The organism is Burkholderia sp. MSMB1835, from assembly GCF_001526365.1.
In the GTDB taxonomy this organism is placed as follows: Bacteria; Pseudomonadota; Gammaproteobacteria; order Burkholderiales; family Burkholderiaceae; genus Burkholderia.
Genome location: NZ_LOYP01000004.1, coordinates 282,317 through 307,015, shown reverse-complemented (window position 1 = coordinate 307,015; position 24,699 = coordinate 282,317). Strand labels below are relative to the sequence as shown.

At 69.2% G+C, this 24,699-nt stretch carries 23 protein-coding genes; 10 read left to right on the top strand and 13 right to left on the bottom strand.

The window, feature by feature from the left end; all coding sequences use genetic code 11:
* Positions 1-102: 102 nt before the first annotated feature.
* The 3 genes from WS96_RS03105 to WS96_RS03095 form a co-directional block, all read right to left on the bottom strand.
* Positions 103-576: a YybH family protein gene (locus tag WS96_RS03105; protein WP_059830572.1), complete on the bottom strand. Its 474-nt coding sequence runs from the start codon at positions 574-576 to the stop codon at positions 103-105.
* A gap of 66 nt (positions 577-642) precedes the next feature.
* The gene (locus WS96_RS03100) at positions 643-1,497 is read right to left on the bottom strand and encodes a DJ-1/PfpI family protein (RefSeq protein WP_059830570.1); all 855 of its coding nucleotides are present in this window, start codon (positions 1,495-1,497) and stop codon (positions 643-645) included.
* A 159-nt stretch (positions 1,498-1,656) separates the two neighbouring features.
* Entirely contained in the window at positions 1,657-2,403 is a 747-nt protein-coding gene (locus WS96_RS03095) for an SDR family oxidoreductase (RefSeq protein WP_059830567.1), read from the bottom strand.
* Positions 2,404-2,905: 502 nt separating this feature from the next.
* Between WS96_RS03095 and WS96_RS03090 the strand changes: the two genes are divergently transcribed.
* Positions 2,906-4,243, top strand: coding sequence for an MFS transporter (locus tag WS96_RS03090; RefSeq protein WP_059830565.1), 1,338 nt, complete (start codon positions 2,906-2,908; stop codon positions 4,241-4,243).
* Positions 4,244-4,254: 11 nt separating this feature from the next.
* Here the strand turns inward: WS96_RS03090 and WS96_RS03085 are convergent, their stop codons facing one another.
* Positions 4,255-5,265, bottom strand: a complete 1,011-nt coding sequence (locus WS96_RS03085; protein ID WP_059830564.1) for a 3-hydroxybutyryl-CoA dehydrogenase — start codon at positions 5,263-5,265, stop codon at positions 4,255-4,257.
* Positions 5,262-6,368: an NAD/NADP-dependent octopine/nopaline dehydrogenase family protein gene (locus tag WS96_RS03080; RefSeq protein WP_059830562.1), complete on the bottom strand. Its 1,107-nt coding sequence runs from the start codon at positions 6,366-6,368 to the stop codon at positions 5,262-5,264. Before WS96_RS03080 ends, WS96_RS03085 begins: the two co-directional genes overlap by 4 nt.
* 149 nt (positions 6,369-6,517) lie before the next feature.
* Between WS96_RS03080 and WS96_RS03075 the strand changes: the two genes are divergently transcribed.
* Together WS96_RS03075 and WS96_RS03070 are read left to right on the top strand one after the other, a co-directional pair.
* Entirely contained in the window at positions 6,518-7,498 is a 981-nt protein-coding gene (locus WS96_RS03075) for an AraC family transcriptional regulator (RefSeq protein ID WP_059830560.1), read from the top strand.
* The gene (locus WS96_RS03070; RefSeq protein ID WP_059830558.1) at positions 7,495-8,526 is read left to right on the top strand and encodes a LysR family transcriptional regulator; all 1,032 of its coding nucleotides are present in this window, start codon (positions 7,495-7,497) and stop codon (positions 8,524-8,526) included. The genes WS96_RS03075 and WS96_RS03070 overlap by 4 nt, the downstream gene beginning before the upstream one ends.
* 26 nt (positions 8,527-8,552) lie before the next feature.
* On the opposite strand, the gene WS96_RS03065 is transcribed toward WS96_RS03070, so the two are convergent.
* A complete protein-coding gene (locus WS96_RS03065) occupies positions 8,553-9,671 on the bottom strand; it encodes a porin (RefSeq protein WP_059830556.1) in 1,119 nt (372 codons plus the stop codon).
* Between the two features lie 410 nt (positions 9,672-10,081).
* Here WS96_RS03065 and WS96_RS03060 point away from each other — a divergent pair, with 410 nt between their 5' ends.
* Both WS96_RS03060 and WS96_RS03055 read left to right on the top strand, forming a co-directional pair.
* Complete coding sequence (locus WS96_RS03060; protein WP_059830554.1) at positions 10,082-11,479, top strand: spinster family MFS transporter; 1,398 nt, start codon at positions 10,082-10,084, stop codon at positions 11,477-11,479.
* Between the two features lie 158 nt (positions 11,480-11,637).
* Positions 11,638-12,627, top strand: a complete 990-nt coding sequence (locus WS96_RS03055) for a PDR/VanB family oxidoreductase (protein ID WP_059830552.1) — start codon at positions 11,638-11,640, stop codon at positions 12,625-12,627.
* A 118-nt stretch (positions 12,628-12,745) separates the two neighbouring features.
* Here the strand turns inward: WS96_RS03055 and WS96_RS03050 are convergent, their stop codons facing one another.
* From WS96_RS03050 to WS96_RS03025, 6 genes are all read right to left on the bottom strand, one after another.
* The gene (locus tag WS96_RS03050; RefSeq protein ID WP_059795065.1) at positions 12,746-13,663 is read right to left on the bottom strand and encodes a LysR family transcriptional regulator; all 918 of its coding nucleotides are present in this window, start codon (positions 13,661-13,663) and stop codon (positions 12,746-12,748) included.
* A gap of 88 nt (positions 13,664-13,751) precedes the next feature.
* Positions 13,752-14,672 carry a LysR family transcriptional regulator gene (locus WS96_RS03045; RefSeq protein WP_059830550.1) on the bottom strand — a complete coding sequence of 307 codons (921 nt, stop codon included), beginning with the start codon at positions 14,670-14,672 and terminating at the stop codon, positions 13,752-13,754.
* Positions 14,673-14,739: 67 nt separating this feature from the next.
* Complete coding sequence (locus tag WS96_RS03040) at positions 14,740-15,450, bottom strand: EthD family reductase (protein WP_059830548.1); 711 nt, start codon at positions 15,448-15,450, stop codon at positions 14,740-14,742.
* 3 nt (positions 15,451-15,453) lie between these two features.
* Positions 15,454-15,981, bottom strand: coding sequence for a flavin reductase (locus WS96_RS03035; RefSeq protein WP_059830546.1), 528 nt, complete (start codon positions 15,979-15,981; stop codon positions 15,454-15,456).
* A gap of 38 nt (positions 15,982-16,019) precedes the next feature.
* Positions 16,020-17,216 carry an acyl-CoA dehydrogenase family protein gene (locus tag WS96_RS03030; RefSeq protein ID WP_082720168.1) on the bottom strand — a complete coding sequence of 399 codons (1,197 nt, stop codon included), beginning with the start codon at positions 17,214-17,216 and terminating at the stop codon, positions 16,020-16,022.
* Between the two features lie 48 nt (positions 17,217-17,264).
* Positions 17,265-18,599, bottom strand: coding sequence for an MFS transporter (locus tag WS96_RS03025; RefSeq protein WP_059830544.1), 1,335 nt, complete (start codon positions 18,597-18,599; stop codon positions 17,265-17,267).
* Positions 18,600-18,923: 324 nt separating this feature from the next.
* On the opposite strand from WS96_RS03025, the gene WS96_RS03020 reads away from it, so the two are divergent.
* The 3 genes from WS96_RS03020 (at position 18,924) to WS96_RS03010 (ending at position 21,273) form a co-directional block, all read left to right on the top strand.
* Positions 18,924-20,207, top strand: coding sequence for an aromatic ring-hydroxylating oxygenase subunit alpha (locus WS96_RS03020; protein ID WP_059830541.1), 1,284 nt, complete (start codon positions 18,924-18,926; stop codon positions 20,205-20,207).
* Positions 20,204-20,707, top strand: coding sequence for an aromatic-ring-hydroxylating dioxygenase subunit beta (locus WS96_RS03015; protein WP_059830539.1), 504 nt, complete (start codon positions 20,204-20,206; stop codon positions 20,705-20,707). The genes WS96_RS03020 and WS96_RS03015 overlap by 4 nt, the downstream gene beginning before the upstream one ends.
* Before the next feature lie 179 nt (positions 20,708-20,886).
* Positions 20,887-21,273, top strand: a complete 387-nt coding sequence (locus WS96_RS03010) for a tautomerase family protein (RefSeq protein ID WP_059830537.1) — start codon at positions 20,887-20,889, stop codon at positions 21,271-21,273.
* Positions 21,274-21,317: 44 nt separating this feature from the next.
* Here WS96_RS03010 and WS96_RS03005 read toward each other — a convergent pair whose 3' ends face one another.
* Positions 21,318-22,871, bottom strand: coding sequence for a sensor histidine kinase (locus tag WS96_RS03005; protein ID WP_059830535.1), 1,554 nt, complete (start codon positions 22,869-22,871; stop codon positions 21,318-21,320).
* A gap of 153 nt (positions 22,872-23,024) precedes the next feature.
* Here WS96_RS03005 and WS96_RS03000 point away from each other — a divergent pair, with 153 nt between their 5' ends.
* Both WS96_RS03000 and WS96_RS02995 read left to right on the top strand, forming a co-directional pair.
* Positions 23,025-24,218, top strand: coding sequence for an acyl-CoA dehydrogenase family protein (locus WS96_RS03000; RefSeq protein ID WP_059830534.1), 1,194 nt, complete (start codon positions 23,025-23,027; stop codon positions 24,216-24,218).
* 102 nt (positions 24,219-24,320) lie between these two features.
* Positions 24,321-24,698, top strand: coding sequence for a hypothetical protein (locus WS96_RS02995; protein ID WP_059830532.1), 378 nt, complete (start codon positions 24,321-24,323; stop codon positions 24,696-24,698).
* The last annotated feature ends 1 nt before the right edge of the window (position 24,699 follow it).

Here is a 24,699-nt window from a genome sequence, read left to right as displayed (position 1 = left end):
CTGCCGATCGGCGCGCTGCGTGGTTGAGGTCTCGCTAACGAAGGATTGGCGCGCGAGTAGCGTGGCTACGCAACGCGCCGATTGGCCCGACATCGATCGCGGTCAATCCTTGACCGGCGGGTAAGCGTTCCACATGTCGCGATGCAGCTTCCACGCGCCGCCCTGCTTCAGGAAGACGAGCGTCTGCTTGGCGCGGATCTTCAGCTTTCCGTCACCGTCGCGAACCTCCACATCCGATACCTCCGTCACGACCCGGTCGTCACCGTAGAACTCGTCGTTACTGAACGATACGGTGCCGGGTTTCGATCCGGCATACCCGTTGGTGAAGTATTCGGCGATCGCGCGGCGGCCCGTGACTTTGTCGCCTCCCGGCGGCAACAGCGTACCGTCGTCGGTATAGAGGCGACCTATCGCGTCGTAGTCGCCTCGCGCGAAGGCATCCGCCCAACGCGCGTTCTCGGCCTTGATGGCCGCTTCGGGCAGGCGTTGCGCACCACCGGCGACAGCCGGCGCCGTGAATGCAAAAAAGGACATGCACGCTGCAAACGCAGCAGTACGAAGATGAATCTGTCGCATCGAGTGAGTTCCGAATCGGGTTTGAAGTGAAGAGGCGGCGATCCGCACGCGTGGCCCGCACGCGTGTCAGCGAACGCCGGGAACGCGTGCGAGCCCCTTCGATGCGCCGGGCAGCTTCTTGTCGACCATCGCGACGAGTTCGGGCCGCGCATCTCTCGGATGACCGGAGTGGAACGGCGGATCGGGATCGTATTCGACGACGAGTTGCGTGTATTCGGCCGCCTGCCGGCCGCGCAGCTTCGCCGCCACGCGCAGCGCGAAATCGATGCCCGCCGTCACGCCGCCGCCGCTCATGAAGCGGCCGTCGTCGTCTTCGACGAAGCGATCGGGAACGGGAATCGCGCCATACTCGGACAGCTTGTTGAGAAAGGCCCAGTGGCACGCGCTGCGCTTGCCGTCGAGCATGCCCGTCGCGGCGAGCACGAGCGAGCCGTTGCACACCGACGTCACGTGTCTGGCGCTTTCCGCCAGCCGCCGGATCTGCGCCTGATACGCCGGCCGCATCGGCGCCGACAAATCGGACCCGCCGGGCACGAGAATCATGTCGGTCTTGTCGATATCGGCCAGCCGTTCGGTCTTGCCGTACACGACGCCGAATTCGAGCGTCACGTCGCCGCCGTCGAGGCTCGCATAGCGAACGTTCGTATTCGGCAGCCGGTGGAAGATCTCGCTGGGGCCTGCGAAGTCGAGCAACGTGCCGCCGTCGTAGTTGACGATCAGGATCTCGAACGGCTCGTTCGGCGCGAGCAGCCCTGCGCTGCCCGTCCGTGCCAGCGCAGGCGTGGCGTGCCCGAGCAACGCGCCGCCGCCCAGCACGGCGCCGAGCGTGGCGGCGCTGCCGAACTTCAGGACATCGCGGCGCGAACGGCCTGCTCGCGTGAGTTGCCTGGCAGAGGCATGGTTATCGCTACTGTCGGTCAAGATGATTGCTCCTTGCACTTCGGCCCATCGGCGAGCGCAACCTCGCCGGGCCGGATGAAATAACCGCCACGGCCAACGGCGTGGCGAACGTGAAATCGGGATGGGGATGAGCCGGGATCGCGTGCCGGGCCCGGGAAGCGGGAAGCGCGAAGCGCAAACTCAAAGCTGCGACGCGCCGCCATCGACCACCAGCTCGGTGCCGACGACGTACGACGATTCGTCGCTGGCGAGATAGAGCGCCGCGTATGCGATATCGTCGGCCTTGCCCATGCGGCCCGCCGGAATCGCTGCGGTGAATTCGGCCTTGCGGTCGCGCACCCATTCGTCGGGCTTGCCCCACTTCGAGAGCAGCGGCGTATCGATCGGGCCGGGCGCGATTGCGTTGAAACGGATTTTCCGGTCGAGAAACTCGTACGACCAGCTGCGAGCCAGCGATCGCACGGCGGCCTTCGCCGCCGCGGTCAACGAGATGCCGTGCTTGCCGGTCTGCGCGACGAACGAGGTATTGAGGATCACCGACGAACCTTCGCGCAAGTACGGCAGCGCCGCTTGCAGCGTATACACCACGCCCTTGACGTTGACGTCCATGATGTCGTCATAGAGCGTGTCGTCGATGTCGTCGACGGCGGACGGGAAAGCCCAGCCGGCATTGGCGAACACGACATCGAGACCGCCGGACGACTCGTTGACCGCGGCGGCAATCGCGCGCATGTCGTCGAGCGACCGCACGTCGCCCTTGAGCACGACCGCCTGCTCGCCGAGCGCTGCCTTCACGCGCTCGAATACGGTCTCGTCGCGCCCCGTCACCGCGACGCGCGCACCTTCCGCAATGAACAGCTTCGCGGTGGCGAGACCGATGCCGCTGGTGCCACCGGTGATCAACACCGACTTGTTCTCGAGCCTCATCTTCCGTTCCTTTTCATGTCCGTGATCGATCGGGCCGAATACGCGACGCGCGATGGCGTTTGCGCGCGGGCTCCGGCTTGATCGCCCACGTGAAGTATGGAACGGGAGGTCAATGGCGCAAAGGCCGTATAACCCTCAAAAAACGCCATTCGGTGCGAACGGGCGCGACACACCGGACGACATCGTTCGCGGTACGTCGCTGGCGGCAATGCGATCGCTCGGCAAGTCGCGACTTCGCCCCGCGGCGTCTTCGGTTCGTCGACCGGATGACGCAAGCCGCCCTCGATCCGCGCCGGCGAACGGGGACACGCGCCGAAACCGGCGGATCGAGCGGTGACGGGCGCCAGCGCGCACGGGCACGGCCACGCACGCCGCGACCATCATTTGCGGGAGTGATGACACTCCCCTTTTTCTGTGGATTTGACCGGGAGAGCCGGGCCGACAACACTAGCCCGCAGTGCCGCACGAGACGGCACGCACCCGCCCCCCATCAGAGCCCGCCATGTACCCGACCGACACCGTGCAATCCCCGAGCGCCGCCCGGCCGCTCGCCGACCGGCAACTGCGCCGGATCGTCATCGCCTCCGTCGCCGGCAACGCGATGGAGTGGTACGACTTCTTCGTATACGGCACCGCCGCGGCGCTGGTATTCGGCCACGTGTTCTTTCCGCCCGGCGCATCGCCGCTCGCGGGCAGCCTCGCCGCGTTCGCGGCATTCGCGCTCGGCTTCGTCGCGCGCCCGCTCGGCGGGATCGTGTTCGGCCACGTCGGCGACCGCTACGGGCGCAAGGCGTCGCTCGTGTGGACGCTGCTGATCATGGGCGCATCGACCTTCGCGATCGGCCTGCTGCCGACCTATGCGCAGGTCGGCCTGTGGGCGCCGGCCGCGCTCGTCGTGCTGCGCCTGCTGCAGGGCATCGCGTCCGGCGGCGAATGGGGCGGCGGCGTACTGATGATCAGCGAGAACGCGCCGCCCGAGCAGCGCGGCTATTACGCAGCGTGGAGCCAGCTCGGCGTGGGCGGCGGCTTCGTGCTGTCGTCGGCCGCGTTTCTCGCCGCGCAGGCGCTGCCGGACGACATGTTCCGCACGTGGGGCTGGCGGCTGCCGTTCCTCGCGAGCGTCGCGATCTTCGCGATCGGCATCTATATTCGTCGCCATCTGCCGGAAAGCCGCGACTTCGAGCAGGCCGGCAAGCGCGGCGCGCACACGCATTTGCCGATCGTCGAGTGCATCCGCCGCCATCCGAAGGAAATCCTGCTCGCGATGGGGCTGCGTGTGGCCGAGAACGGCGGCGCGTACATCTTCCTCGCGTTCTCGCTCGTCTACGGCAAATACGTCGGCATCCCGAACGGCACGATGCTGACCGGCGTGATGATCGCGATGATCGTCGAGATGGGCGCGATGCTCGCATGGGGCCGCCTGTCCGACCGGATCGGCCGCAAGCCCGTGTACCTGATCGGCGCGCTGAGCCTCGTCGCGTGCGCGTTTCCGTTCTTCTGGCTGCTCGACACGCGCGCGACGCCGCTCGTGTGGCTCGCGCTGACGGTCGGCACGGCGGTGAGCCACGGCGCGATGATCGGTACGCTGCCCGCGCTCGTCGGCGAGCTGTTCAGCACCGAGGTGCGTTACTCGGGCGTCGCGCTCGGCCACGAAGTCGCGTCGATCTTCGCGGGCGGGATGTCGCCGTTGATCGCGACCGCGCTGCTCGCGCGCTATCACGCATCGTGGCCGGTGTCGCTGTTCCTCGTTGCGCTCGGCCTCGTGACCGTCGCGACGCTGTGCGCGATGCGCGAGACGCGCATCACGCCCGTCGACGGTTCGCGCGACCATTCGGCATGAACGCGCGACGCTCAGCGCCCGGCGTCGCGCCGCGCCCCGTCGAACGCCGGCGCCAGCCCGAGATGATCGAGCAGCCGCGCGAATTCGCCGAGCCGCTGCCGCATGTACGCCGGCACGTCGACCGCCGCATAGTCGTGGAAGCCGGCGCCCGTGCGTACGCCGTCGCGTCCGGCTTCCATGTTGCGCACGACGCTCGCGGCCGGGGCGAAGCGCGGGCCGATCTCGCCGGCCAGGTACGTCGACGCGTAGTACAGGATGTCGCAGCCGCCCCAGTCGATGAATTCGAGCAGCCCGAGCACCGCGAAGCGCGGGCCGAAGCCGGTGCGAATCGCCGTGTCGATGTCCTCGGCGCTCGCCACGCCCTCCTCGACCATCCGCGCGGCCTCGTTCATCGCGAGCGCCTGGATGCGCGGCACGATATAGCCGGGCGCCGGCCCGCAGATCACCGGCTTCTTGCCCACGCGTTCGAGCAGCGCCGCGAGCGCGTCGACGACGGCTCGGTCGGTCGCATCGCTGCGGCTGACCTCGACGAGCGGCATCAGCAGCGCGGGATTCAGCCAGTGCGCGTTCAGCATCCGCGCCGGGTGCGCGACATGGCGCTGCAATTCGGTGACGACGAACGTCGACGTGGTCGACGCAATCGTTGCGTGCGCATCGACGTGCTCGCCGAGCCAGTGCAGCGCGTCGGCCTTGGCATCGAGCACTTCGGGCAGCGCTTCGAACACGATATCGGCGTCGCGCACCGCGTCCGCCGCGCCGTCGCGCGCCACGAGCGCGATGCGCGCGACGACGGCGTCGGCCTGCGCGGCATCGATGCGGCCCAGTGCGACCTGCGCCTGCACGGGCCGGGCGAGCTCGCCGCGCGTGCGTTCGTCGAACGCGCGCAAGCCGGCCGCATCGCGCGGCCTGAAGTCGATCAGCGTCACGTCGAGGCCCGCGAACGCGAACACGAGCGCGATGCCCTGCCCCATGCGTCCCGCGCCGAGCACGTGGATGCGCGTCACATCGGCGGCCGCCTTCATGCCGCGTACCCCGCGTCGAGCAGCGCGCGCAGCGCGTCCTTCGACAGCGCCGCGAGCCCGAGCCGCTCCAGCGTGCGGCCTTCCGCATACAGGTCGCGCACCGCGACCGCACTCGCGATGCTCAGCAGCCCCTGCGCGACGGGCGTCGGCACGCCGGCCCAGCGCCCGCACGACACGATGAACGACAGCCCGAGCCGGGTGTCTTCGAGCATGTAGCGATGCGTGCGCAGATCGATCTTCTCGCGCCAGTCGCCGCTATCGGTCAGCTTGCCGTGCGCGCCGCGCCCGTACATCCACTCGTCGCCGTCGGTCGCATAGTGATCGGCGAGCGGGAAATGCGGCGCGCGGTAGCCGAGCGCTTCGCGCACCGCGACGCGTTCGGCGTCGAGCGCGTTCGTCACGCGGCGAATCGACGGCTGCGTGCCTTCGTTGTGGATGTCCCACGCATCGAAGTGTTCGAGCGGCCCGGCGTTCATCAGGATCAGCGGCGGGTGAATCACCGGGCCCGCGTTCATCAGCGCACCGGACAACGCATCCTCCACCGGCTCGACCGACGGATAGCCCGCCCGCAGCACGTCGAACGCCCAGCCGGCCGCGTTCGCCGGCCATACGCCGGTCGGCAGGCGCGTCGCGTACGCGCTGATCACGACATCGTTGTCGCCATGCTTGCGCACCAGGTACGGCAGCGTGCCCGTTTCGGCGAACGCGACGCGCGAACGGTTGCCGGCGTCGGCCGCCGCACGCGCGAACACCGCGCTGCCGAACGTGCCGGGCGGCAGGAACACGACCTGGCCGTCCTCCAGCAGCGGCGCGACCTGCGCGGCGAGCGCGTCGTGCGACGTGGCCGGCAGCGGCACCACGACGAGCCGTGCGCCATGCAGCGCGGCGGCGAGATCGTCGGTCGGGCGGATCGCGCCCGGCGCATCGCCGAGCGGCACCGCGCGCTTGCCGCGATAGTCGGTGACGTTCAGCACGCCAAGCGCGCGCAGCCGCGCATGCGGCTCGCGATCGCGCCGCCACCATGTCACGTCGTGGCCTTTTTCGAGCAGGTCGATGGCCGCCGCATGGCAGCCGTGGCCGCCGCCCAGAACACATACCTTCATCGTCTTCTCCCGGTGATCAAGTTTGTCCGAGACTACGCGGCCGCCCGCGCCGCGTCGCTTCGAAACGCGCAACGACGCGCCCGTTCGCGCAACGCATTCGCGAGGCTGCGCATACCGCCGCGCCCCCGCATCCGCCATGAGGTCCACGCATGCACATCGCCCTTTCCCGCCATGCGCCGAACCGGCTCGGCCTGCTGCAGGCGCCCGACGAAGTCGAACGCGCGGTCGCGCACCGGCTCGGGCCGCACCGGATGGCCGCGTCCGGCCGCGATCCGTTTCATGCGGAGCTGTACGAGGTGCCGCTGCATCACGGCGCGCTGCTCGAACTCTGCTACGGCCGCGAAACGCGCATCGATTTCGGCGACGACGCCGATCACTTCCTGTTCCGGCTGACGCTCGCCGGCGCGTGCGAGTTGCAGGCCGGCAGCGTCGTCGTGCGCGCCGGCCCCGGCGAGCTGACCGTGTCGTCGCCCGCGCTCGCGAGCCGTCTGCGCACGAGCCGCGATTGCCGCAATCTCGTGCTGCGGCTCGAACGCGGCGCGCTCGAACGCAAGTTGCAGGACATGCTGCAGGCCACGCTCACGCGGCCGCTGCAATTCGACCTCGCGGCCGGCCGTGCCGGCAAGGGCATGGGCGCGGCGCTCGTGCTGCCGACCTTCGAGTACCTGTGCCGGCTCGGCGCGCAGCCGGGCATCGGCGCGGCGTCGCCGGCGTTCGGTGCCGACCTCACCGCGTGGCTGATGTCGCTGCTGCTCACGCACCTGCCGCACGCGTACAGCGACGCGCTGCTGCGCGGCACGCCGCCGCTGCCCGCCTACGTGCGGCGCGCCTGCGCGCACGTCGATGCGCACCTCGGCGAACCGCTCGCGCTCGCCGCGCTGGCGGCCGTCGCCGGGGTCGCGCCGCGCACGCTGCAGCATGCGTTCCGCGCATTCCTGCACACCACGCCGGCCGCGTACGTGCGCGAGCGTCGGCTCGCCGCCGTGCACGCGGCGCTGCAACGCGGCGACGCGCGCAGCGTGACCGACGTGCTGATCGCGCACGGCATCCATGGCTTCGGCCATTTCGCGAAGGCGTATGCGCGACGTTACGGCCACGCGCCTTCGGTCACCGCGAGGCAAGCACGATGACGCACTCCGCCCCCGGCCGGGCGCCGGCCCGCTCCGATCCCGCGCCGCACGACGCGGACGCATCCGACGGCCTGCGCGTGCAGGATCTCGATCTCAACCTGTTGAAGACGTTTCGCGCGGTGTATGAAGAGCGGCACGTCGGCCGCGCGGCGCTGCGGCTCGGCGTCACGCAGCCGTCCGTCAGCTACGCGCTCGGCCGGCTGCGGCTGATGTTTCGCGACGCGCTGTTCGTGCGCACCGGCATCGGCGTCGAGCCGACCCCGCGTGCGCAACGGCTCGCGATCTCGGTCGACAAGGCGCTCGCGATCCTGCAGGACGTGCTCGACGAAGGCTCGCGCTTCGCGCCCGACAGCACGCAGCGCGTGTTTCGCCTGCACATGAGCGATTTCGCGGCGAGTGCATTCCTGCCGACGCTGCTCGCCGCGTTCGACCGGCGCGCGCCGGGCGCAGTGATCGAGACGCTGCACGTCGACGAATGCCAGCTCAACGTCGCGCTCGAATCGGGCCGCATCGACTTCGCGCTCGGGCATTTCGCCGATGCGTCGAGCCACTTCCAGCGCACCGCGCTGCTGCACGAGCGCTGCGTGCTGCTGATGCCGCGCCGCACCGCGCAGCGCGCCGGGTTGCCCGACGATTTCGTGCTCGACGGCACGGCGCCCGACACGCTGCGCTTCGTCGCGGTCACGTCGCATCCGCAATCGATGCAGTTGCTCGAACGGCACGAACTGATGCCGCGCGTGCGCGCGGCGCTGCCCGATTTCATGGTGGTGCCGGCATTGCTGCGGGACGGCGATTACGCGCTGATCCTGCCGGAGACGATCGCGATCACGTTCGCGGCACGCCAGCCGTGCGTGCTGTACGAAATCGCCGGCGCCGGCGAATGGGCCGTCAACGCGTACTGGCATCGCCGCTTCGATGCGGATCCCGGTCATCGCTGGCTGCGTGCGCTGCTGCTGGAACTGTTCAATATCGGCGAGCAGGCACCGTTCGACGCATGGCTCGCACCGCAGCCGCCCGCGTGCGCATAGCGGCGCAAGCGGGCTCGCCGACACGGTCAGAACGACGTGAGGATGCCCGCGACGAGCGAGCTCGCGGTCGCGCCCGGTTTCGCCACCGCGACGCCGCCGCCCGCCGCGCCATTGACGACGAAGCGTGCGTGCGCGCCGTTGCGCACCATCGCGGCGCCCGTGTACAGCACCGTGCGCTTCGACAGCGGATAGTCGAAGCGGATGCCGTACGAATCGGCGTTGCCGTCGCTGTCGGCCACCTTCCGGTAATGGCCGACGCTCAGCAGCAGCGACGCGCGCCCGATCGGCACCGTCGCGCTGAGTTCCATGATGTCGCTGTGCGGATAAGCGCTCTGGCTGTCGATCGCGGTCGCCACATCGGGACCGCCGCGATGACGCAGGTACAGCGCGGCCACCTTCACGACGTTGAAGTCGTACGAAATCGCACCAAGCGTGTAGTTGCCGTTCGCGGCCGTGCTCGTGGCGCCGAGCGTGGACGACGCGACCGGGCTGAACTTCTGCTGCATGTAGTCGACGTCGACCGACAGGCCGCCGTGCACGTAGTTGAGCCCCGCGCCGTACGTGTCGCCCAGCGTCGCCGGTTGCCCGGCCGCGCCATTCGTGCCGCGCGCGGCCATCGCGCGCAGCATGAAGCCCGCGTAGCGCGGCGACGTGTAGCGCATCGAATTGCGCACGCGCAGGAACGCGGGCCCGACGAAGTTGTTGGTCGCGTTGCCCCATGCGAGCCCCGCGCCGAGCCCGGGCAGGCTGTACGTGACGAGCGTCGTATGCAGGATCGTGTAGAGCTCGCCGAACTGCACGCCGCCGAACGGCCCCGTGATGCCGACCCACGCTTCGCGGCCGAACAGCGCGCTACCGTTCGCCAGTGCGCCGCTCGCCGCGTTGAAACCGTCCTCGAGCTTGAAGATCGTCGCGTAGCCGCCGCCGAGATCCTCGACACCCTTCAGCCCCCACTGCGACGCCCACAGGTTGCCGCTGCCCATGCGCGTCACGTGGTTCGGCCCGGCGTTCGCGTATTCGATCGCGGTGTCGATGCGGCCGTAGAGCGTCACGCTCGATTGCGCGACGGCAGGCAGCGCCGTGCACGCGAGCAGCGCGGCAAGCGGTACGGCAAGCCGGTCGGCCCGCCCGTTCGGTTGGTTCATGTTCGTCGTCCCGTGGAAGTGCCGGCGCCGGTCGGCCTCGCGCCGCGTGGTGTGAAGCGCGTTCGCCGCGAACGGCCAACGCTGCCGATAAAAAACGGGCCGAGTCTAGGAACGACAATTTCGGACGTCGACGCAATGCGCTCTATAACGCTTATAGATGCGCCGCATGAAGCGCGGGCGCCCCGCCGCACGCGCGCGGCGCGGCGGCCCGCGCGCACGGCCTCGGTGTTTTCTTTATCCGGGTCGGTAAATGTCCGTGTGGCGCGGCTGTCACTCCGGCTATGGCGGCCGAATTTGGCCGACTACGCTGCGTCTCCGATCGTGTCACCCGCACGCTTTCGCGCCGCGACGGCGCCCGGCCCGCCGGGCCGATGCCGCGCTTTTCCACCGCCCGCTCCTGGAGAACCCGCATGTCCGCATCCACGGCCCGCGCTGCCGACGGCAAGCGCTATACGTACGAATGGTATGTCGTCGTCATCTGCATGCTCGCGTACGTCTTTTCGTTCGTCGACCGCCAGGTCCTCGTGCTGATGATCGAACCGATCAAGCGCGACCTGCACCTGTCCGATACGCAGTTCAGCCTGCTCAACGGCTTCGCGTTTTCGCTGTTCTACGCGGTGATGGGCCTGCCCGTCGCGTATCTCGCCGACCGCTATGCGCGCCCGCGCATCATCTCGCTCGGCATCGCGCTGTGGAGCGTCGCCACCGCCGCGTGCGGGCTCAGCCAGCATTTCGTGCAGATGTTCGTCGCGCGGATGGGCGTCGGCGTCGGCGAGGCCGCGCTGTCGCCCAGCGCGTATTCGATGCTCGCCGACTACTTCCCGAAGGAGAAGCTCGGACGCGCGATCGCCGTGTATTCGCTCGGCTCGTTCATCGGCGGCGGCATCGCGTTCCTGATCGGCGGTTACGTGATCGCGCTGCTCAAGCATGCGAGCGCCTTCACGCTGCCGGTCGTCGGGCAGGTGCATGCGTGGCAGGTCACGTTCCTGATCGTCGGGCTGCCGGGGATCCTCGTTGCGCTGCTGTTCGCCGCGACCGTGCGCGACCCTCAGCGCAAGGGGCTCGCGCAGGATCGCTCGGGCGCCGTGCGGCGCGTGTCGATGCGCGATTCGCTGCGCTTCGTCGGTACCCACCGCGCGACCTTCTCGTGCCACTACCTCGGCTTCTCGTTCTACGCGATGACGCTGTACTGCCTGCTGAGCTGGACGCCTGCGTTCTATATCCGCCGCTTCGGGATGACGGCCGTCGAAGCCGGCTACACGCTCGGCATCGTGCTGCTCGCCGCCAACACGGCCGGCGTGTTCTGCGGCGGCTGGCTCAACGACTGGCTGTTGCGGCGCGGCCGCGGCGATGCGCCGATGCGCGCCGGCGCGATCGGCGCCGCCTGCATGGCGATCCCCGCGACGCTGTTCACGCAGCTCGACAGCCTGCCGGCGTCGCTCGCGATGCTGGTCGTCGCGATGTTCTTCGCGTCGTTCCCGATGCCGACGTCGACCGCCGCGATGCAGACGCTCGCGCCGAACCAGATGCGCGCGCAGATCTCCGCGCTGTTCCTGCTCGTGTCGAACCTGATCGCGCTCGGGATCGGCACGACGGTCGTCGCGCTGTTCACCGATCGCGTGTTCGGGGCGCCGGCCGCGGTCGGCCATTCGATGTCGATCGTCAACGTCGCGGCGGCCACGCTGGCCGCGCTGCTGCTCGCCGTCGGCTGCCGCCACTATCGCCGCAGCCTCGATCGCGAACGCGGTCACGCGTCGGCCGCGGCGCCGCAGGCGGCCGGCGCAGGCGACGCGATCGCCGTGCGCTGACACGCCGGGCACCTGAGCGCGCCCACGAATCATCCATCCCACTGATTCAGGCATCGCTTTTTAATCGATTTGATTTATACGATGCCCGTCCCTATTCTCGATCGCATGACGGCGCGGCGCGCTGCCGCGCCGCTTTCCTCTACCCCACGGAATTTCCCATGCAAGCGAACCGCCACCAGGTCCGGATCGACGCGCTGATCGACGCGGCGCAGGACATCCGCTGTTTCCGGGTCTCGCGCGTTGACGGCCAGCCGTTCGACGCGTACGAGCCGGGCGCCCATATCGACGTCACCGCGCCGTCCGGCATCACGCGGCAATATTCGCTGTGCGGCGACCCCGACGAGCGCGGCAGTTATCTGTTCGCGGTGAAAAAGGAAACGCGCTCGCGCGGCGGCTCGCGTTCGCTGCACGACGACGTGCGCGTCGGCGCCGAATTGTCGATCGGCACGCCGCGCAACCTGTTTCGTCTGACGGATGACGCGAGCGAGCACGTGCTCGTCGCGGCCGGCATCGGCATCACGCCGCTGCTGTCGATGGCGTACGCGCTGAACCGGCGCGGCGCGCGCTACCGGTTGCATTACTTCGCGCGCAGCCGCGAGCACGCCGCCTTCGTCGACGAACTGTCGGTCGAACCGTTCGCATCGCACGTGACGTTCCATTACGGCGTCGAGCCCGATGCGCTCGCGGCCGAGCTCCGCGGCTGCGTCGCGTCGATCGATGCGCACGCACATGTCTATACGTGCGGCCCGGGGCCGTTCATGGATGCGGTCGTCGCCGCGGCCGCCACGCGCGTTCCCGACGACGCGATCCATCTCGAACGCTTCGCGGCGGACCCCGTCGCCGCGGAGACGGGCCACGCCGCAGCCGACACCGGCGCTGCCGACGGCTTCGAAGTGCGCCTGCGGCGCAGCGGGCAATCGGTGCGCGTGACGCCCGACACGTCGATCGTCGACGCGCTCGCGCGCATCGGCGTCGAAGTCGATACGTCATGCGGCGAAGGCGTGTGCGGCACCTGCATGGTGCCCGTCGTCGACGGCGAGCCCGATCACCGCGACCACTGCCTGAGCAAGGCCGAGCGCGCGAGCAATGCGGTGATCTGCTGCTGCGTGTCGCGCGCGCGTTCCGCCGTGCTGGTGCTCGATCTCTGATACGCCGAGTGCGTCGACATGCGGCGGCGCCGACCTGGCGATCGACCCATGCGCCGGAGACCGGTGCAGGCCGGCGCCGGCGACCTCCATCGGCCGCCCGTCGCGCCCCGCCCGAGCGTCATTCGTCGAAGCGCTCGACGATCTCGGCGAGCAGCGCGCGCATCCACGCGTTGCCCTCGTCCTCGTGGAAGTGCTCGTGCCAGTGCATCGTCACCGGCGCGGGCGGCAGCGTGACCGGCAGCTCGTACAGGCGGAATGCGTTGTCGCGGTTCAGGATCTGCGCGAGCCGCTTCGGCAGCGTCGCATACAGATCGGTGACCGACAGCACGCTCGGCAACGCGACGAAGTGCGGCACCTCGAGCGCGATGTTGCGGCCCACGCCCTGCGCGCGCAACGCATCGTCGAGCGCGTGGTGGCTGTGCTCGACCGATTTCACGTTGACGTGCGCGGCGCGCACGAACTGCTCGAGGCTCAGCGCGGCCGCCGTCGGCAGCCCGCGCCGGCGCCCCGTCATGCATACGTAGGTTTCCTCGAACAGCACCTGGTGGCGCGTGCGCGGCATCAGCTCCGGCAGGTTGCCGATCGCGAAATCGAGCCGGCTCGCGCGCAGCGCTTCCTCGATCTCCTCCACCGGCAACGGCTGCACGCTCAGCGTCACGCGCGGCGCACGGTCGCGCAGCGCCTGGCAGATCGCCGGCAGATACGCCATCTCGCCCGCATCCGACAACGACAGCCGGAACGTGCGCGTGCTGGTGGCCGGATCGAAGCGCTCCGCGTAGCGCAACGCGACGCGCACCATGTCGAGCGCCTTGCCGACGATGCCCGCGAGTTCGAGCGCGACCGGCGTCGGCTGCATGCCCGAACGCGTCCGCACGAACAGCGGATCGTCGAACAGCGTGCGCAGCCGGCCGAGCGAATAGCTGACGGCCGGCTGCGACAGCGCGAGCCGCTCGCCGGCCTTCGTCAGGCTGCGTTCCTCGACGATCGCCTGGAACACGCGCAACAGGTTCAGATCGAGATGATCGACCGACGTCATCACCGCCTCCACTATTCGTCGAATTGATGCGTGAACGCATTCTAAATCAGTGAAGCGGATTCTTATGCACGCACCTGGCGTCTTGCCGTCACGCTTCCGGCCGATGGAACATCTCGTGGATCACGCCGCGCAGCCATGCGATGCCCGGGTCCGCCGCGAACTGCACGTGCGTGTGCATCTGGATTTCGATCGGCGGCAGCACGAACGGCAGCGGAAAGATCCGGAACGCGCGGCCGCGATTGAAACGCTCGGCGACGCTGCGCGGAAAGATGATCGCCAGATCGGTGCGCTGCACGATCTCCGGCGCGACGATGAAATGCGGCAGGCGCAGCACGACGGTGCGCTCGACGTGCAGCTCGTCGAGCCACTTCTCGACCATCCGGTGGCCGGTCGCGTTGCTGCTCGCATAGACGTAGCGCAGCGCGGTCAGGTCTTCCTGCGTCGGCGCGCGTTTGCGCAGCGGATGGCCGGCCCGCACCATGCACACGTGCTCGTCGGAGAACAGCGTTTCGCTCACGCAGCCGGGGCCCGGGTCGGGTACGTAGCCGAGCGCGAGATCGATCTCGCCGCTGCGCATCGCGGCGCCGACGGCATCGACCGCCGCGCTTGCGATGTCGACGCGAATGCCCGGCGCGGCTTGCGCGAGTTTCGCGAGCAACGGCGGCAGGAAATAGAACTCCGACATGTCGGACATCGACAGGCGAAACGTGCGGCTCGCGGTAGCCGGATCGAAATGCGCGACCTGCTGCACCGCGAGATCGATGATGCCGAACGCGCGCGTCAGCGGACCATGCAACTGGCGGGCGGCATCGGTCGGCGCCATGCCGGCGGGCGTTCGCACGAACAGCGGATCGTCGAACAGGTTGCGCAGGCGCCGCAATGCATGGCTGACGGCCGGCTGCGTGAGCCCGAGCCGCTCGCCGGCCGCGGTCAGGCTGCGCAGTTCCGAGATCGCGAGGAACACCCGCAACAGGTTGAGGTCGGTAACGACCGGATGGGATTTGGTCATGGCGCTCGTGAGCCGCGGCGGGGGCGCGTCGACCCGACCGGCGAGCGGTCGCGCGACGCGGCGCAGACTACTCGGCCGATGTTATCTCAAAACTTTCGCTGGCCATCGGGAAATGCGGCGTGGCGCCTGTGAACGGCGGCAGCGCGTCGAAATCGGCGCGCATCCGCAAGCGGACCGGCGACGCCAGCGCGCGCGCCAGGGCATCGACATCGTCGAACACGACCTTGTTGCGCTGCATCGCGTCCGCACGCGGCGCCGGCAGCGCGCTCCGGTAATCGACGCGCGTGTAGATCTCGATCGCGCGGACGCCCGGCAATTGCGCCATCAGCGGCGGATGACGATCGAGGTAATGCGACAGCCACGCGTTCGGGTCCTCGGCGTTACCTTCGTAGCTGACGAGGTAGGTGCAGCTTCGCGCAACTGCGGCCGCGCCGGCACCGGGCAGCGGAATCCGGCGCACGGCCATCGCCTGCTGCGCGACACGCCACCCCGCCGCCTGCCATCGCCTCACGCATGCGGGCGCGGCGCCCGTCGGCGCGAGCATCGCTTCGAGCGTGTCGAGTTCGCGGAAATAGCCTTGCAGCACGCATGCGGGAGATGGCGGGCGGGCGACGGGATCGGCGTGGTCGGCCGCCGCCGCGACCGGCCGATGCACGACCAGCCGCGTCAGACCGGGCGCCCGACGCAGCACCGCCACCGCCTCGTCGATACGGGGTAGCGGTCCGTCCGCATTGTCGGCGTCGCCACGATCGACGATCAGAAACAGGCAGACTTCCATCCGTCACCCCGCCTGCGCGGCCAGCGGATGCGCGAGCCGATGGAACGCGCGACCGAAATAGATCAGCCCGTCGGCGGCCGCATGCAGCGCGATGTGGTCGACCTCGACGAACATCACCGAATGCGAGCCGACCGACTTGCTGTCGACGATGCGCCCTTCGAGGCTGACGTTCGCGTCGGCCAGCACCGGCACGCCGGTCTTGCCGTCCCGCCAGCGCGTGTCGTCGAAGCGTGCGTCGCCCGGCGCCGGCGTCATGCCGGCGAACGTCGTCGCGACTTCCTGGCACGCGGACGGCAACAGGTTGATCGCGACGCGCCCGTTGCCGCGCATGATGTCGTGCGCGCGGCTGCCGCGATTGATGCACACCAGCATCGTCGGCGGCGTGTCAGTCACGGAGCAGACGGCGCTCGCGGTGATGCCCCAGCGGCCATGCGTGCCGTCGGTGGTAATGACGTTGACGCCGGCCGGCAGGCGCGACATCGCCTCGCGAAAATCCCGGCGGACGTCGTCGTGAATCGTTGCATCGTTCATCTCATGCTCCTGCTGCAAGGAATCGGGGTGGCGGCCGATCACGGATACGGCGTGACGGGTGCGATGCCGGCGAACACGGCGCCGGAGCCGTCGTAGGTCGCTTCGCCGAGAAACGCGTGCTGCGTGACCACGATCGAATCGCGCACCAGTTGCTGCAGACGGTTCTCTCGATAGATCGCGGCCGTCCCCGCCAACTGGTACGCGTGCATCACGACCTTCGCGCAGACCTGCGCGGCATGTGTCGCGCTCAGCCGCAACAGGTTCGTCTGCTGCGTCGAAACCGGCTGGCCGGCGGCCAGCGACGCCCACGCCGCCTCCGCCGTCTCGTAGAAAAACGCGCGCGCGCTGCGCCAGTCGGCCTCGGCCTTCGCGAGCCCTTCGCGGTAGTACGGGCGATCGGCGAGGCGCGGCGCGCCGGTGGTCGTCTTCGTCGCGCCCGACATCGCGGTGAGCAGGTCGAGCGCGGCCCGCGCGATGCCGACGTTCACGGCCGCGTGCACCTGCGCCTGGTATGCGACGGCCGGATAGCGGTACAACGGCTCGTCGACGGTCGGCTCGCCGCCGCGCACGAAGGTCCACGCTTCGGCGACGAACCGGTCGTCCAGCGCGAGATCGTGGCTGCCGGTGCCCTGCATGCCGACCACGCGCCAGTTCTCGACGATCTCGACGTCGGCGGCCCGAAACACCGCCGTGAACGGCTTGCCCGGCGCGCCGCCGTCGGCCGGCGCACCGCCGATGCCGACGCCGATCCAGTCCGCGCCCTTGCAGCCGCTCGCGAAGCGCCAGCGGCCCGTCACGCGGTAACCGCCCGGCGCGCGCCGCGCCGGTTGCAGCGGATAAAGCCCGCCCGCGAACACCTGGTCGGGGCCGTCCGCGTAGATCGTGCGCTGCGTGTCGAGCGGCAGCGCGGCGAGATAGGTATTGGCCGAGCCGAACGCCGCGACCCACGCGGCCGATCCGTCGGCGATCGCGATCCGTTCGAGCATCGCGAGGAATACGTGCGGCGGAAGCGCGTCGCCGCCGAAGCGCGCCGGCGTACCGGCGCGAAAGATGCCCGCGCGCTTCATCATCGCGATCACGTCGCGCGGCACGTGCGACAGCCGGTCGAATTCGTCGCGCCGGCGCTCGACCTCGGCGATCACCGCATCGAGCGGCAGCGGTGCACCGTCGGCAGGTTGCGACGGAACGGGCGCGTCGTCGGACACGACGGCGCGGATGGCGGAATTGGCTTGCATGGTGACTTCCTGAAAGGACGAAGGGTCTGGAGCAAAGACGGGCGGCGGTCAGCGCGATCGGGCCGCATCGCGCATCGCCTTCGGATGGGTTTCGGGCGCGATGCAGGTCGCGACGACCGTGATCGCGCCGAGGATCACGAGATAGATGACGATCGGCGTCGCGCTGCGGTAATGCGCGAGCAGCGCGGTCGCGATCATCGGCGACAGTCCGCCGCCGAGGACCGACGCGATCTCGCGGCCGATGCCGAGCCCGGAAAAGCGCAGGTGCACCGGCAGCAGCTCGCTGATGAACGCCGGCTGCGCGCCTTCGAGGATGCCGATCGCGACGCTGTTGGCCAGGATCAGCGCGACGATCACGTGCGAGAACGTGTGCGACTGCAGCAGCGTGAAATACGGATACGCGATCAGCACCACGGCGACGGCGCCGAGCAGATAGACGGGCTTGCGGCCGACCCGGTCGGTCAGGCGGCCCGCGAGCAGCGTCACCGGGATCATCAGCAGCATCGATATCACGAGCCCGCTCAGCAGCCACGATGCGTCGAGGCCGATGAACTTGCCGTACGCGAGCGAGAATGCGAAGAACAGGTACGACACCGCGCCTTCGCCGAAGCGCAACCCGAATACGGTCAGCACTTCGCGCGGGCATTCGCGCAACACGTCGACGAGCGGCGTCGCGCTGGCCTGCTGCGTCGAGCGCGCTTCGGCGAACGCCGCGCTTTCGCCGATCGAACGGCGCATCCACAGGCCGAACCCCACCAGCACGACGCTCGCGAGGAACGGGATGCGCCAGCCCCAGCGTTCGAGGTCCGCCGCCGGCAACTGCTGCACGAGCAGGAACGCCGCGGTCGACAGCACGAAGCCGAACGCCGCGCCGCACGGACTCCACGCGGCCAGCGCACCGCGCCGGCCGACCGGCGCGTTCTCGTGAATCAGCAGGATGCTGCCGCTCCATTCGCCGCCGGCCGCGAGCCCCTGCAGCACGCGCAGCAGCACGAGCGCAACGGGCGCGGCGATGCCGATCTCGCGATAGGTCGGCAACAGCCCCATCCCGACGGTCGCCGCACCCATCGTCAACATGGTTAGCATCATCACGGTCTTGCGGCCGTATCGATCGCCGATGTGCCCGCACAGCAGGCCGCCGATCGGACGCGCGACGAAGCCCACCGTGAAGCCGCCGAACGCGGCGATCGTGCCGGTCAGCGGATCGCTGCCGACCGGAAAGAACAGCTTGCCGAACAGCAGCGCGGCGGCCGTCCCGTACAGGAAGAAGTCGTACCATTCGAGTGCCTGTCCGAGCACGGCGGTCGCGACCGCACGTCGGACCGAACTGGTGCTGCGAGAAACGGGCAACGTAACCGCTGACAGGGGCGCTGGTGAGTTCATGGGGAGCCGGTAATAAGTTCAGTTGTCCTGCCTGTCCGGTATCCGGCGGCAGGTCCGCGATCGAATCTGTTCACTGCGTCCGAATCACGATAAGAGCGTGGCCGGATGCGGTCAAATTCCCGCCAAAAATGGCGCCCATGAATGACATGCATGCGCACGCCGAATCGTGACGCGCCCGCCTAATTATCCATAAGGCTTATTTGATTGCCTTTTTTAGATCAATTTGACGGATGAAATCGCGACGACGAAACTGGTTCTGCCAGCCGCACGAGGTCCGCCCGATCGGGCCTTGCACTTCCTCGCGACTCTTTCCCCACGACGACGATGAGCGACATTCCCTACCAGACGATCGACACCCGCGCGTTGCATGGTCTCGCGCAGCCCGACCGCATCGCGCCCGCGATGTATCACGACCCCGCGCTGTTCGAGGCCGAACTCGACCGCATCTTCTACCGCACCTGGATCTGGGTCGCGCACGAGAGCGAGCTGCCGAATCCGGGCGACTTCGTCACGACGACGATCGGCCGCCAGCCGGTGATCGTCGTGCGCGACAAGACCGGCGACATCAACGTGCTGCAGAACCGCTGCCGCCATCGCGGCGCGACCGTGTGCGAAGCGCACAAGGGCAACGCGAAGGGCTTCACGTGCCCGTATCACAGCTGGTCGTATGCGCTCGACGGCACGCTGCGCGCGCTGCCGTACGGCGACGGCTACGAAGGCGTGTGCGAGAAAGCCGACCTGCCGCTCGTGAAGCTGCGCGTCGGCGTGTACCAGGGGCTGGTGTTCGCGAGCTTCAACGACGCGATCGAGCCGCTCGAGGATTTCCTCGGCGGCGCGAAGCCGTGGATCGACCTGTTCATGAAACAGGGCGCCGGCTACCCGATCAAGGCGAACGGCGAGCACAAGTTCAAGTTCAAGGGTAACTGGAAGATCCAGCTCGAGAACACCACCGACCTCTACCACTTCCCGGTCGTGCACAAGTCGTGGATGAAGTCGATCGACGACGAGACGGCCGCCGCGATCACGAGCTTCATGACGAGCGAGGACGCGTTCTGCCGCGCGCTCGGCAACGGCCACAGCCTCGCGGTGCTGATGCCCGAGCTGATCGATCTCGACGAGGACGACGGCGCGCCGCTGCCCGAACGCTTCGCATCGCTCGCCGCGACGCTCGCCGAGCGCCATGCGCCGGACGAAGTGCGTCGCATCGTGCGCTCGCTGATGGGCGTCGGCTTCAACCTGAACCTGTTCCCGAACCTCGCGCTGTCGATGGCGTTCTTCCGCGTGCTGCGGCCGATCTCCGCGCACGAGACCGAGATCCGCCACGTCGCGCTCGCGATGGACGGCGGCCCCGACGAAGCGAACCGCGAGCGGCTGCGCATTCACGAGCACTTCCAGGGCCCGTTCGGCTTCGGCAGCCCCGACGATGCGGAAGCGTGGGAGCGTGTGCAGCGCGGCGCCCACGCGGGCCCCGACGTGCCGATCCTCGTGAATCGCGGGCTGAACCGCGAGACGACCGCCGCGAACGGCGAAAAGACCGCGCATGCGACCGACGAGACCGGCATGCGCGAGGCCTACCGGCAATGGCGCAACATGATGGAGCAGCAATGATGGACGACCGCAACGCCCTTTTCTCCGAGCAGACCTTCGCCCGTGCAGTCGAATTCGTGTGGCGCGAAGCGGAGATGCTCGACCGCCGCGACTACCGCGCGTGGCTCGACCTGTGGGATCCGGCCGGCCACTACGTGGTGCCGATCGATCCCGACACGACCGATTTCGCGGCGACGCTGAACTACGTGTTCGACGACCGCGACATGCGCGAGAAGCGCGTGCAGCGGATGATGTCCGGCTATTCGGCATCGGCCGCCGATGCGGCGCGCACGGTGCGCACCGTGTCGCGCTTCACGCTGGAAAGCAGCGGCGCCGACACCGTCGAGCTGAAATCGGCGCAGGTCGTCGTCGCGTACAAGCGCGGCGTCGCGACGCTGTTCGCGGCCGACGTCGCGCACAAGCTGCACGTCGATGCCGACGGCGAGATGCGCATCGCCGAGAAAGTCGTGCGCCTGATCGATTCGACCGAAGCGCTCAGCGCGATCGGCTTCCTGCTGTAAGCCGCGGCCGGTTCGCCGTCGCCGACGCAACGGTGAGCCGGTCACCGTCACCTGTGAGCGGCCGGCGGTTCGCCGTCGCCCGCACAAAGGTGAACCGGTCACCTTCACCTTTCAGCGGCGAGCGCTTCGCCATCGCTCGCGCAACGGTGAGCCCGTCACCTTCACCTATCCGGACGACCATGCCCACACTCGAAGTTTTCCTGCCGGCCGGCCATGATGACGCGCGCAAGGCCGAACTGATCGCCCGACTCAGCAACGCGACCGTCGACGCGATCGGCGCACCGATCGAATCGGTGCGCGTGCTGCTCACCGAGCTGCCCGCGACGCATATCGGCCTCGGCGGCCGCAGCGCCGCGGACGGCGCGCCGCCATCGCTGCCGGTGATCGTCGCGATCCTGATCGCCGGCCGCACCGACGAACAGAAACGCGCGCTGATCGCCGCGCTGTCCGACGCGGGCGCGACCGTGCTCGGCGCGCCGCTGCACGCGACGCGCGTGATCGTCAAGGACATTCCGAACACGGACTTCGGCATCGGCGGCCAGACCGCGCGGGCGCTGGGGCGCTGACCATGCGCCGCGCATCGCTGCCCCGCCGTGATGCGACGCAGCCGCTAGGCGGGCGCGTCGGCGAGCGGCAGCGTCACGCGGCAGTCGAGCCCGCCGCCCGCGGCCCGGCTCGCGGCGATCCGCCCGCCGTGGCGCGCGACGATGCTCTTGCACAGCGACAACCCGATGCCGTTGCCGCCGACCTTCGACGACGAGAAGCCGTCGAACAGCCGGTCGTGCGCGCCGGCTTCGATGCCCGGGCCATTGTCGATCGCCCGCAACTCCGCGTGACCGGCCACGTTCGCGGTGCCGAGCGTCAGCGTGCGCGGCACGCGCTCGCAACTGGCGAACGCCTCGATCGCATTGAACGCGAGATTCAGGATCACCTGCCCGATCAGCACGCGCTCGCAGCGGATCGGCAGCGGCGCGTCGGCCTGCACGATCGCGACCGTCACGCCGGCCTCCTTCGCGCGCAGCTCGATGAAGTACGCGACATCCGCGAGGATGTCGCGCAGGTCGGCCCGCACGACGACCGGCTCGCGCTTCACGATGAATTCGCGCACGCTCTTGATGATCAGCGCCGCATGCTCGGCCTGCCGGTCCGCGCTGCGCAGCCCCCAGATCGCGTCGTCGACGGCGCCGTTGCCGTTCAGCCGCCGCACCGCGCCTTCGATGAAATTGCGCACGGCCGCGAGCGGCTGGCTCAGTTCGTGCGCGATCACGGTCGCCATCTCGCCCATCGCGTTGTAGCGGCCCGCGTATTCGAGCATCCGCGCTTCGGCGCGGCGCGCGTCCTCGATCGCGACTTCGTCGCTCACGTCGCGGAACTGCACGAGCAGCCCGTCGAGATCGTCTTCGATCTCGACCTGCCGGCACAGGATGCGCAGCCAGCACGCCGAGCCGTCGCGCCGCACGATCCGGTAGCGCTGCGGCGCGGACGGATGCGCCGACGGTGCATCGCGCAACTGCGCGACGAGCCGGTCGCGATCGGCCGCGCAGCAGTAGTCGAGCACCTCGCCGAGCGGCTCGTCAGGCGCGAGCCCGAGCACGCGGCGGCCCGACTCGCTGATGAACTGCACGCCGCCGTGCGGCGTCACGACCGCGATGCCTTCGTCGAGATCCTGCATGAACTCGCGCAGCCGCGCCTCGTAGCGGCGCAACTGCTGGCGAACCGCCTCCTCCGCGCTGATGTCGCGGAACTGCACCATCACGACGTCGCGCCCGCGCAGCGGCACGTAGGTCGCGGTGGCCTCGGACAGCATGTCGACGCCCGTGCGCGATCGATAGCACCATTCGTACACCTGCGGCCCGTCCACGCGCGCACGATCCCATGCGCTCACCGCGATCTCGCGCCGGTACTTCGGCTCGGGGCGCGTCATGTCCGGCGCCTTCAACGGCAGCAGTTCCTCGACGGAAAAGCCGAGCGCGATGCACGCCGCGCGATTCGCCCACACGATCGCCCGGGTGCGCGCGTCGTGCAGCAGCACGCACGTGGTCAGCGCGTCGAGCAGCCGGTGGAAATCGTCTTCGTCGGGAAAACTCATGATCGGATTCGGAGGAAGGCGCGCGGCGTCGCGCGGCCGGAAACCCAACATAGCACCGGCGCGCGCCGATCGCATCTGAAGATTTCTTTAGGCCGGCACGGAGCGTCACCAGTCGCGCGGCCCAACGCACCAATTGCTGCGTGTTTTCGGCGTTTCTAGACTAGGGTCTGTTTGCATATGAAACGCACATGCGAATGCCCGACATCGCCCCACTCCCAGGAGACTTTCATGCCGCAAGCCGCCCTCGCCATCGAATCCGCGCCGGCCTCGCCGCCCGCGGCCAGTCCTGCGGCAGGACCGTCGTCGCCGCTCGACGCGGTGATCGACACCGTCGCCGCGCGCCGCGAGGAATTCGAGCGGCTGTCGCACGTGCCGCGCGACGTCATCGCGCTGTTCAAGCAGGCCGGCATCTATCGCGCGGGCACGCCGCGCCGCTTCGGCGGCGACGCGCTCGCGCCGACCGCGTTCCTCGACACGATCGAACGGATCGCGACCGCCGACGGCTCGGCCGCGTGGGTCGCGAGCTTCGGCTCCGCGAACGTCTACCTCGCCGCGCTGCCGCTCGCGACCCAGGCCGAGCTGTACGCGAGCGGCCCCGACCAGGTGTTCGCGGGCGGCCTGTTCCCGGTGCAGCCCGCGCTGGCCGCGCCGGGCGGCTGGCGCGTGAACGGCACGTGGAAATTCGCGAGCGGCTGCAAGGGCGCCGACTGGCTCGGCGTCGGCATCGCCGTGCCGGGCGCGCAGGACGCCGCACCGAACAAGCCGCGCACGGCCGTGTTCCGCGCCGCCGACGTCGAGATCGTCGAGAACTGGAGCGTGGTCGGCATGCAGGGCACCGGCAGCCACGACCTGCGCGTGAACGACCGCTTCGTGCCCGAAGCGTGGACCTTCGTGCGCGGCGGCGAGCCGACCGTCGACGAGCCGCTGTACCGCTACCCGACCGTCGCGTATGCGGCGCAGGTGCTGGCCGTCGTCAATCTCGGCCTCGCGCGCGCGGCGCTCGACGTCGTGAACCGCATGTCGGGCGGCCGCCAGACGACGACCGGCGCGCCGCGTCTCGCCGATCGCGCGTATTTCCGCATCGAGCTCGCGAAGGCCGAGGCGCAACTGCGCTCGGCGCGCGCGTTCTTCTACGATGCGACCGACTCGGTCTGGCAATCGATCCTCGCCGGCAATCCGGTGACGCCCGACCAGGTCAGCCTGCTGCGGCTCGCGGCCACGCAGATCGCCCGCGAAGGCGCGAGCGTCGTCGAGCGCGCGTACCGCCTCGGCGGCACGGCGGCGATCTATCGCACGCATCCGCTGCAGCGGCTGCTGCGCGACGCGATGGTCGTCACGCAGCATGCGTTCCTCGCCGAAGGCAACTTCGACGGCGCGGGCGCGGTGTTTACCGGCGTCACGCCGTTTCCCGGCTATCTGTGACCCGCATCGACCGACGCCTTTGACGAATGCGCATGAAGCCGGACCCGACGCGCCGTCGCCGGCCGGTTCATGCACCCGACCGATTCCTCTGGAGAACCCGATATGTCCGATTCGAATCCGCTGCCGCTGCGCGTGCTGTTCTGCTGCGGCGTGTCGCAGAATTTCTTCGACCTGTCGCGCGAGCGGATCGGCGAAGTGTGGCAGGCGTACGGCGCGATGCTCGCGGCCGTCGAAGCGATGCCCGGCGTGCGCGTGCTCGGCGTGATGGACGACGACCGCCTCGTGGTCGGCCAGGCCGACGGCGCGCCGTGGACCTTCTACATCATGGCCGACGTCGCCGATTTCGACACGACGGTCGCCGTGTGCAACCTGTACCGCACGACACCCGTCGGCGAATACAACCTGTGGCGCTACGGCAAGATCGAGGCACGCGTGGGCCGCGCGCTGACCGTGCCGCCGGCCGCGCAGCCCGCGGCGTGAG

Bases quoted from the DNA above. Each gene is read 5' to 3' on its own strand.
- WS96_RS03105 (WP_059830572.1), bottom strand. From the start codon at position 576: ATGCGACAGATTCATCTTCGTACTGCTGCGTTTGCAGCGTGCATGTCC.
- WS96_RS03095 (WP_059830567.1), bottom strand. From the start codon at position 2,403: ATGAGGCTCGAGAACAAGTCGGTGTTGATCACCGGTGGCACCAGCGGC.
- WS96_RS03090 (WP_059830565.1), top strand. From the start codon at position 2,906: ATGTACCCGACCGACACCGTGCAATCCCCGAGCGCCGCCCGGCCGCTC.
- WS96_RS03085 (WP_059830564.1), bottom strand. From the start codon at position 5,265: ATGAAGGCGGCCGCCGATGTGACGCGCATCCACGTGCTCGGCGCGGGA.
- WS96_RS03080 (WP_059830562.1), bottom strand. From the start codon at position 6,368: ATGAAGGTATGTGTTCTGGGCGGCGGCCACGGCTGCCATGCGGCGGCC.
- WS96_RS03075 (WP_059830560.1), top strand. From the start codon at position 6,518: ATGCACATCGCCCTTTCCCGCCATGCGCCGAACCGGCTCGGCCTGCTG.
- WS96_RS03070 (WP_059830558.1), top strand. From the start codon at position 7,495: ATGACGCACTCCGCCCCCGGCCGGGCGCCGGCCCGCTCCGATCCCGCG.
- WS96_RS03065 (WP_059830556.1), bottom strand. From the start codon at position 9,671: ATGAACCAACCGAACGGGCGGGCCGACCGGCTTGCCGTACCGCTTGCC.
- WS96_RS03060 (WP_059830554.1), top strand. From the start codon at position 10,082: ATGTCCGCATCCACGGCCCGCGCTGCCGACGGCAAGCGCTATACGTAC.
- WS96_RS03055 (WP_059830552.1), top strand. From the start codon at position 11,638: ATGCAAGCGAACCGCCACCAGGTCCGGATCGACGCGCTGATCGACGCG.
- WS96_RS03050 (WP_059795065.1), bottom strand. From the start codon at position 13,663: ATGACGTCGGTCGATCATCTCGATCTGAACCTGTTGCGCGTGTTCCAG.
- WS96_RS03045 (WP_059830550.1), bottom strand. From the start codon at position 14,672: ATGACCAAATCCCATCCGGTCGTTACCGACCTCAACCTGTTGCGGGTG.
- WS96_RS03040 (WP_059830548.1), bottom strand. From the start codon at position 15,450: ATGGAAGTCTGCCTGTTTCTGATCGTCGATCGTGGCGACGCCGACAAT.
- WS96_RS03035 (WP_059830546.1), bottom strand. From the start codon at position 15,981: ATGAACGATGCAACGATTCACGACGACGTCCGCCGGGATTTTCGCGAG.
- WS96_RS03030 (WP_082720168.1), bottom strand. From the start codon at position 17,216: ATGCAAGCCAATTCCGCCATCCGCGCCGTCGTGTCCGACGACGCGCCC.
- WS96_RS03025 (WP_059830544.1), bottom strand. From the start codon at position 18,599: ATGAACTCACCAGCGCCCCTGTCAGCGGTTACGTTGCCCGTTTCTCGC.
- WS96_RS03020 (WP_059830541.1), top strand. From the start codon at position 18,924: ATGAGCGACATTCCCTACCAGACGATCGACACCCGCGCGTTGCATGGT.
- WS96_RS03015 (WP_059830539.1), top strand. From the start codon at position 20,204: ATGATGGACGACCGCAACGCCCTTTTCTCCGAGCAGACCTTCGCCCGT.
- WS96_RS03010 (WP_059830537.1), top strand. From the start codon at position 20,887: ATGCCCACACTCGAAGTTTTCCTGCCGGCCGGCCATGATGACGCGCGC.
- WS96_RS03005 (WP_059830535.1), bottom strand. From the start codon at position 22,871: ATGCGATCGGCGCGCGCCGGTGCTATGTTGGGTTTCCGGCCGCGCGAC.
- WS96_RS03000 (WP_059830534.1), top strand. From the start codon at position 23,025: ATGCCGCAAGCCGCCCTCGCCATCGAATCCGCGCCGGCCTCGCCGCCC.
- WS96_RS02995 (WP_059830532.1), top strand. From the start codon at position 24,321: ATGTCCGATTCGAATCCGCTGCCGCTGCGCGTGCTGTTCTGCTGCGGC.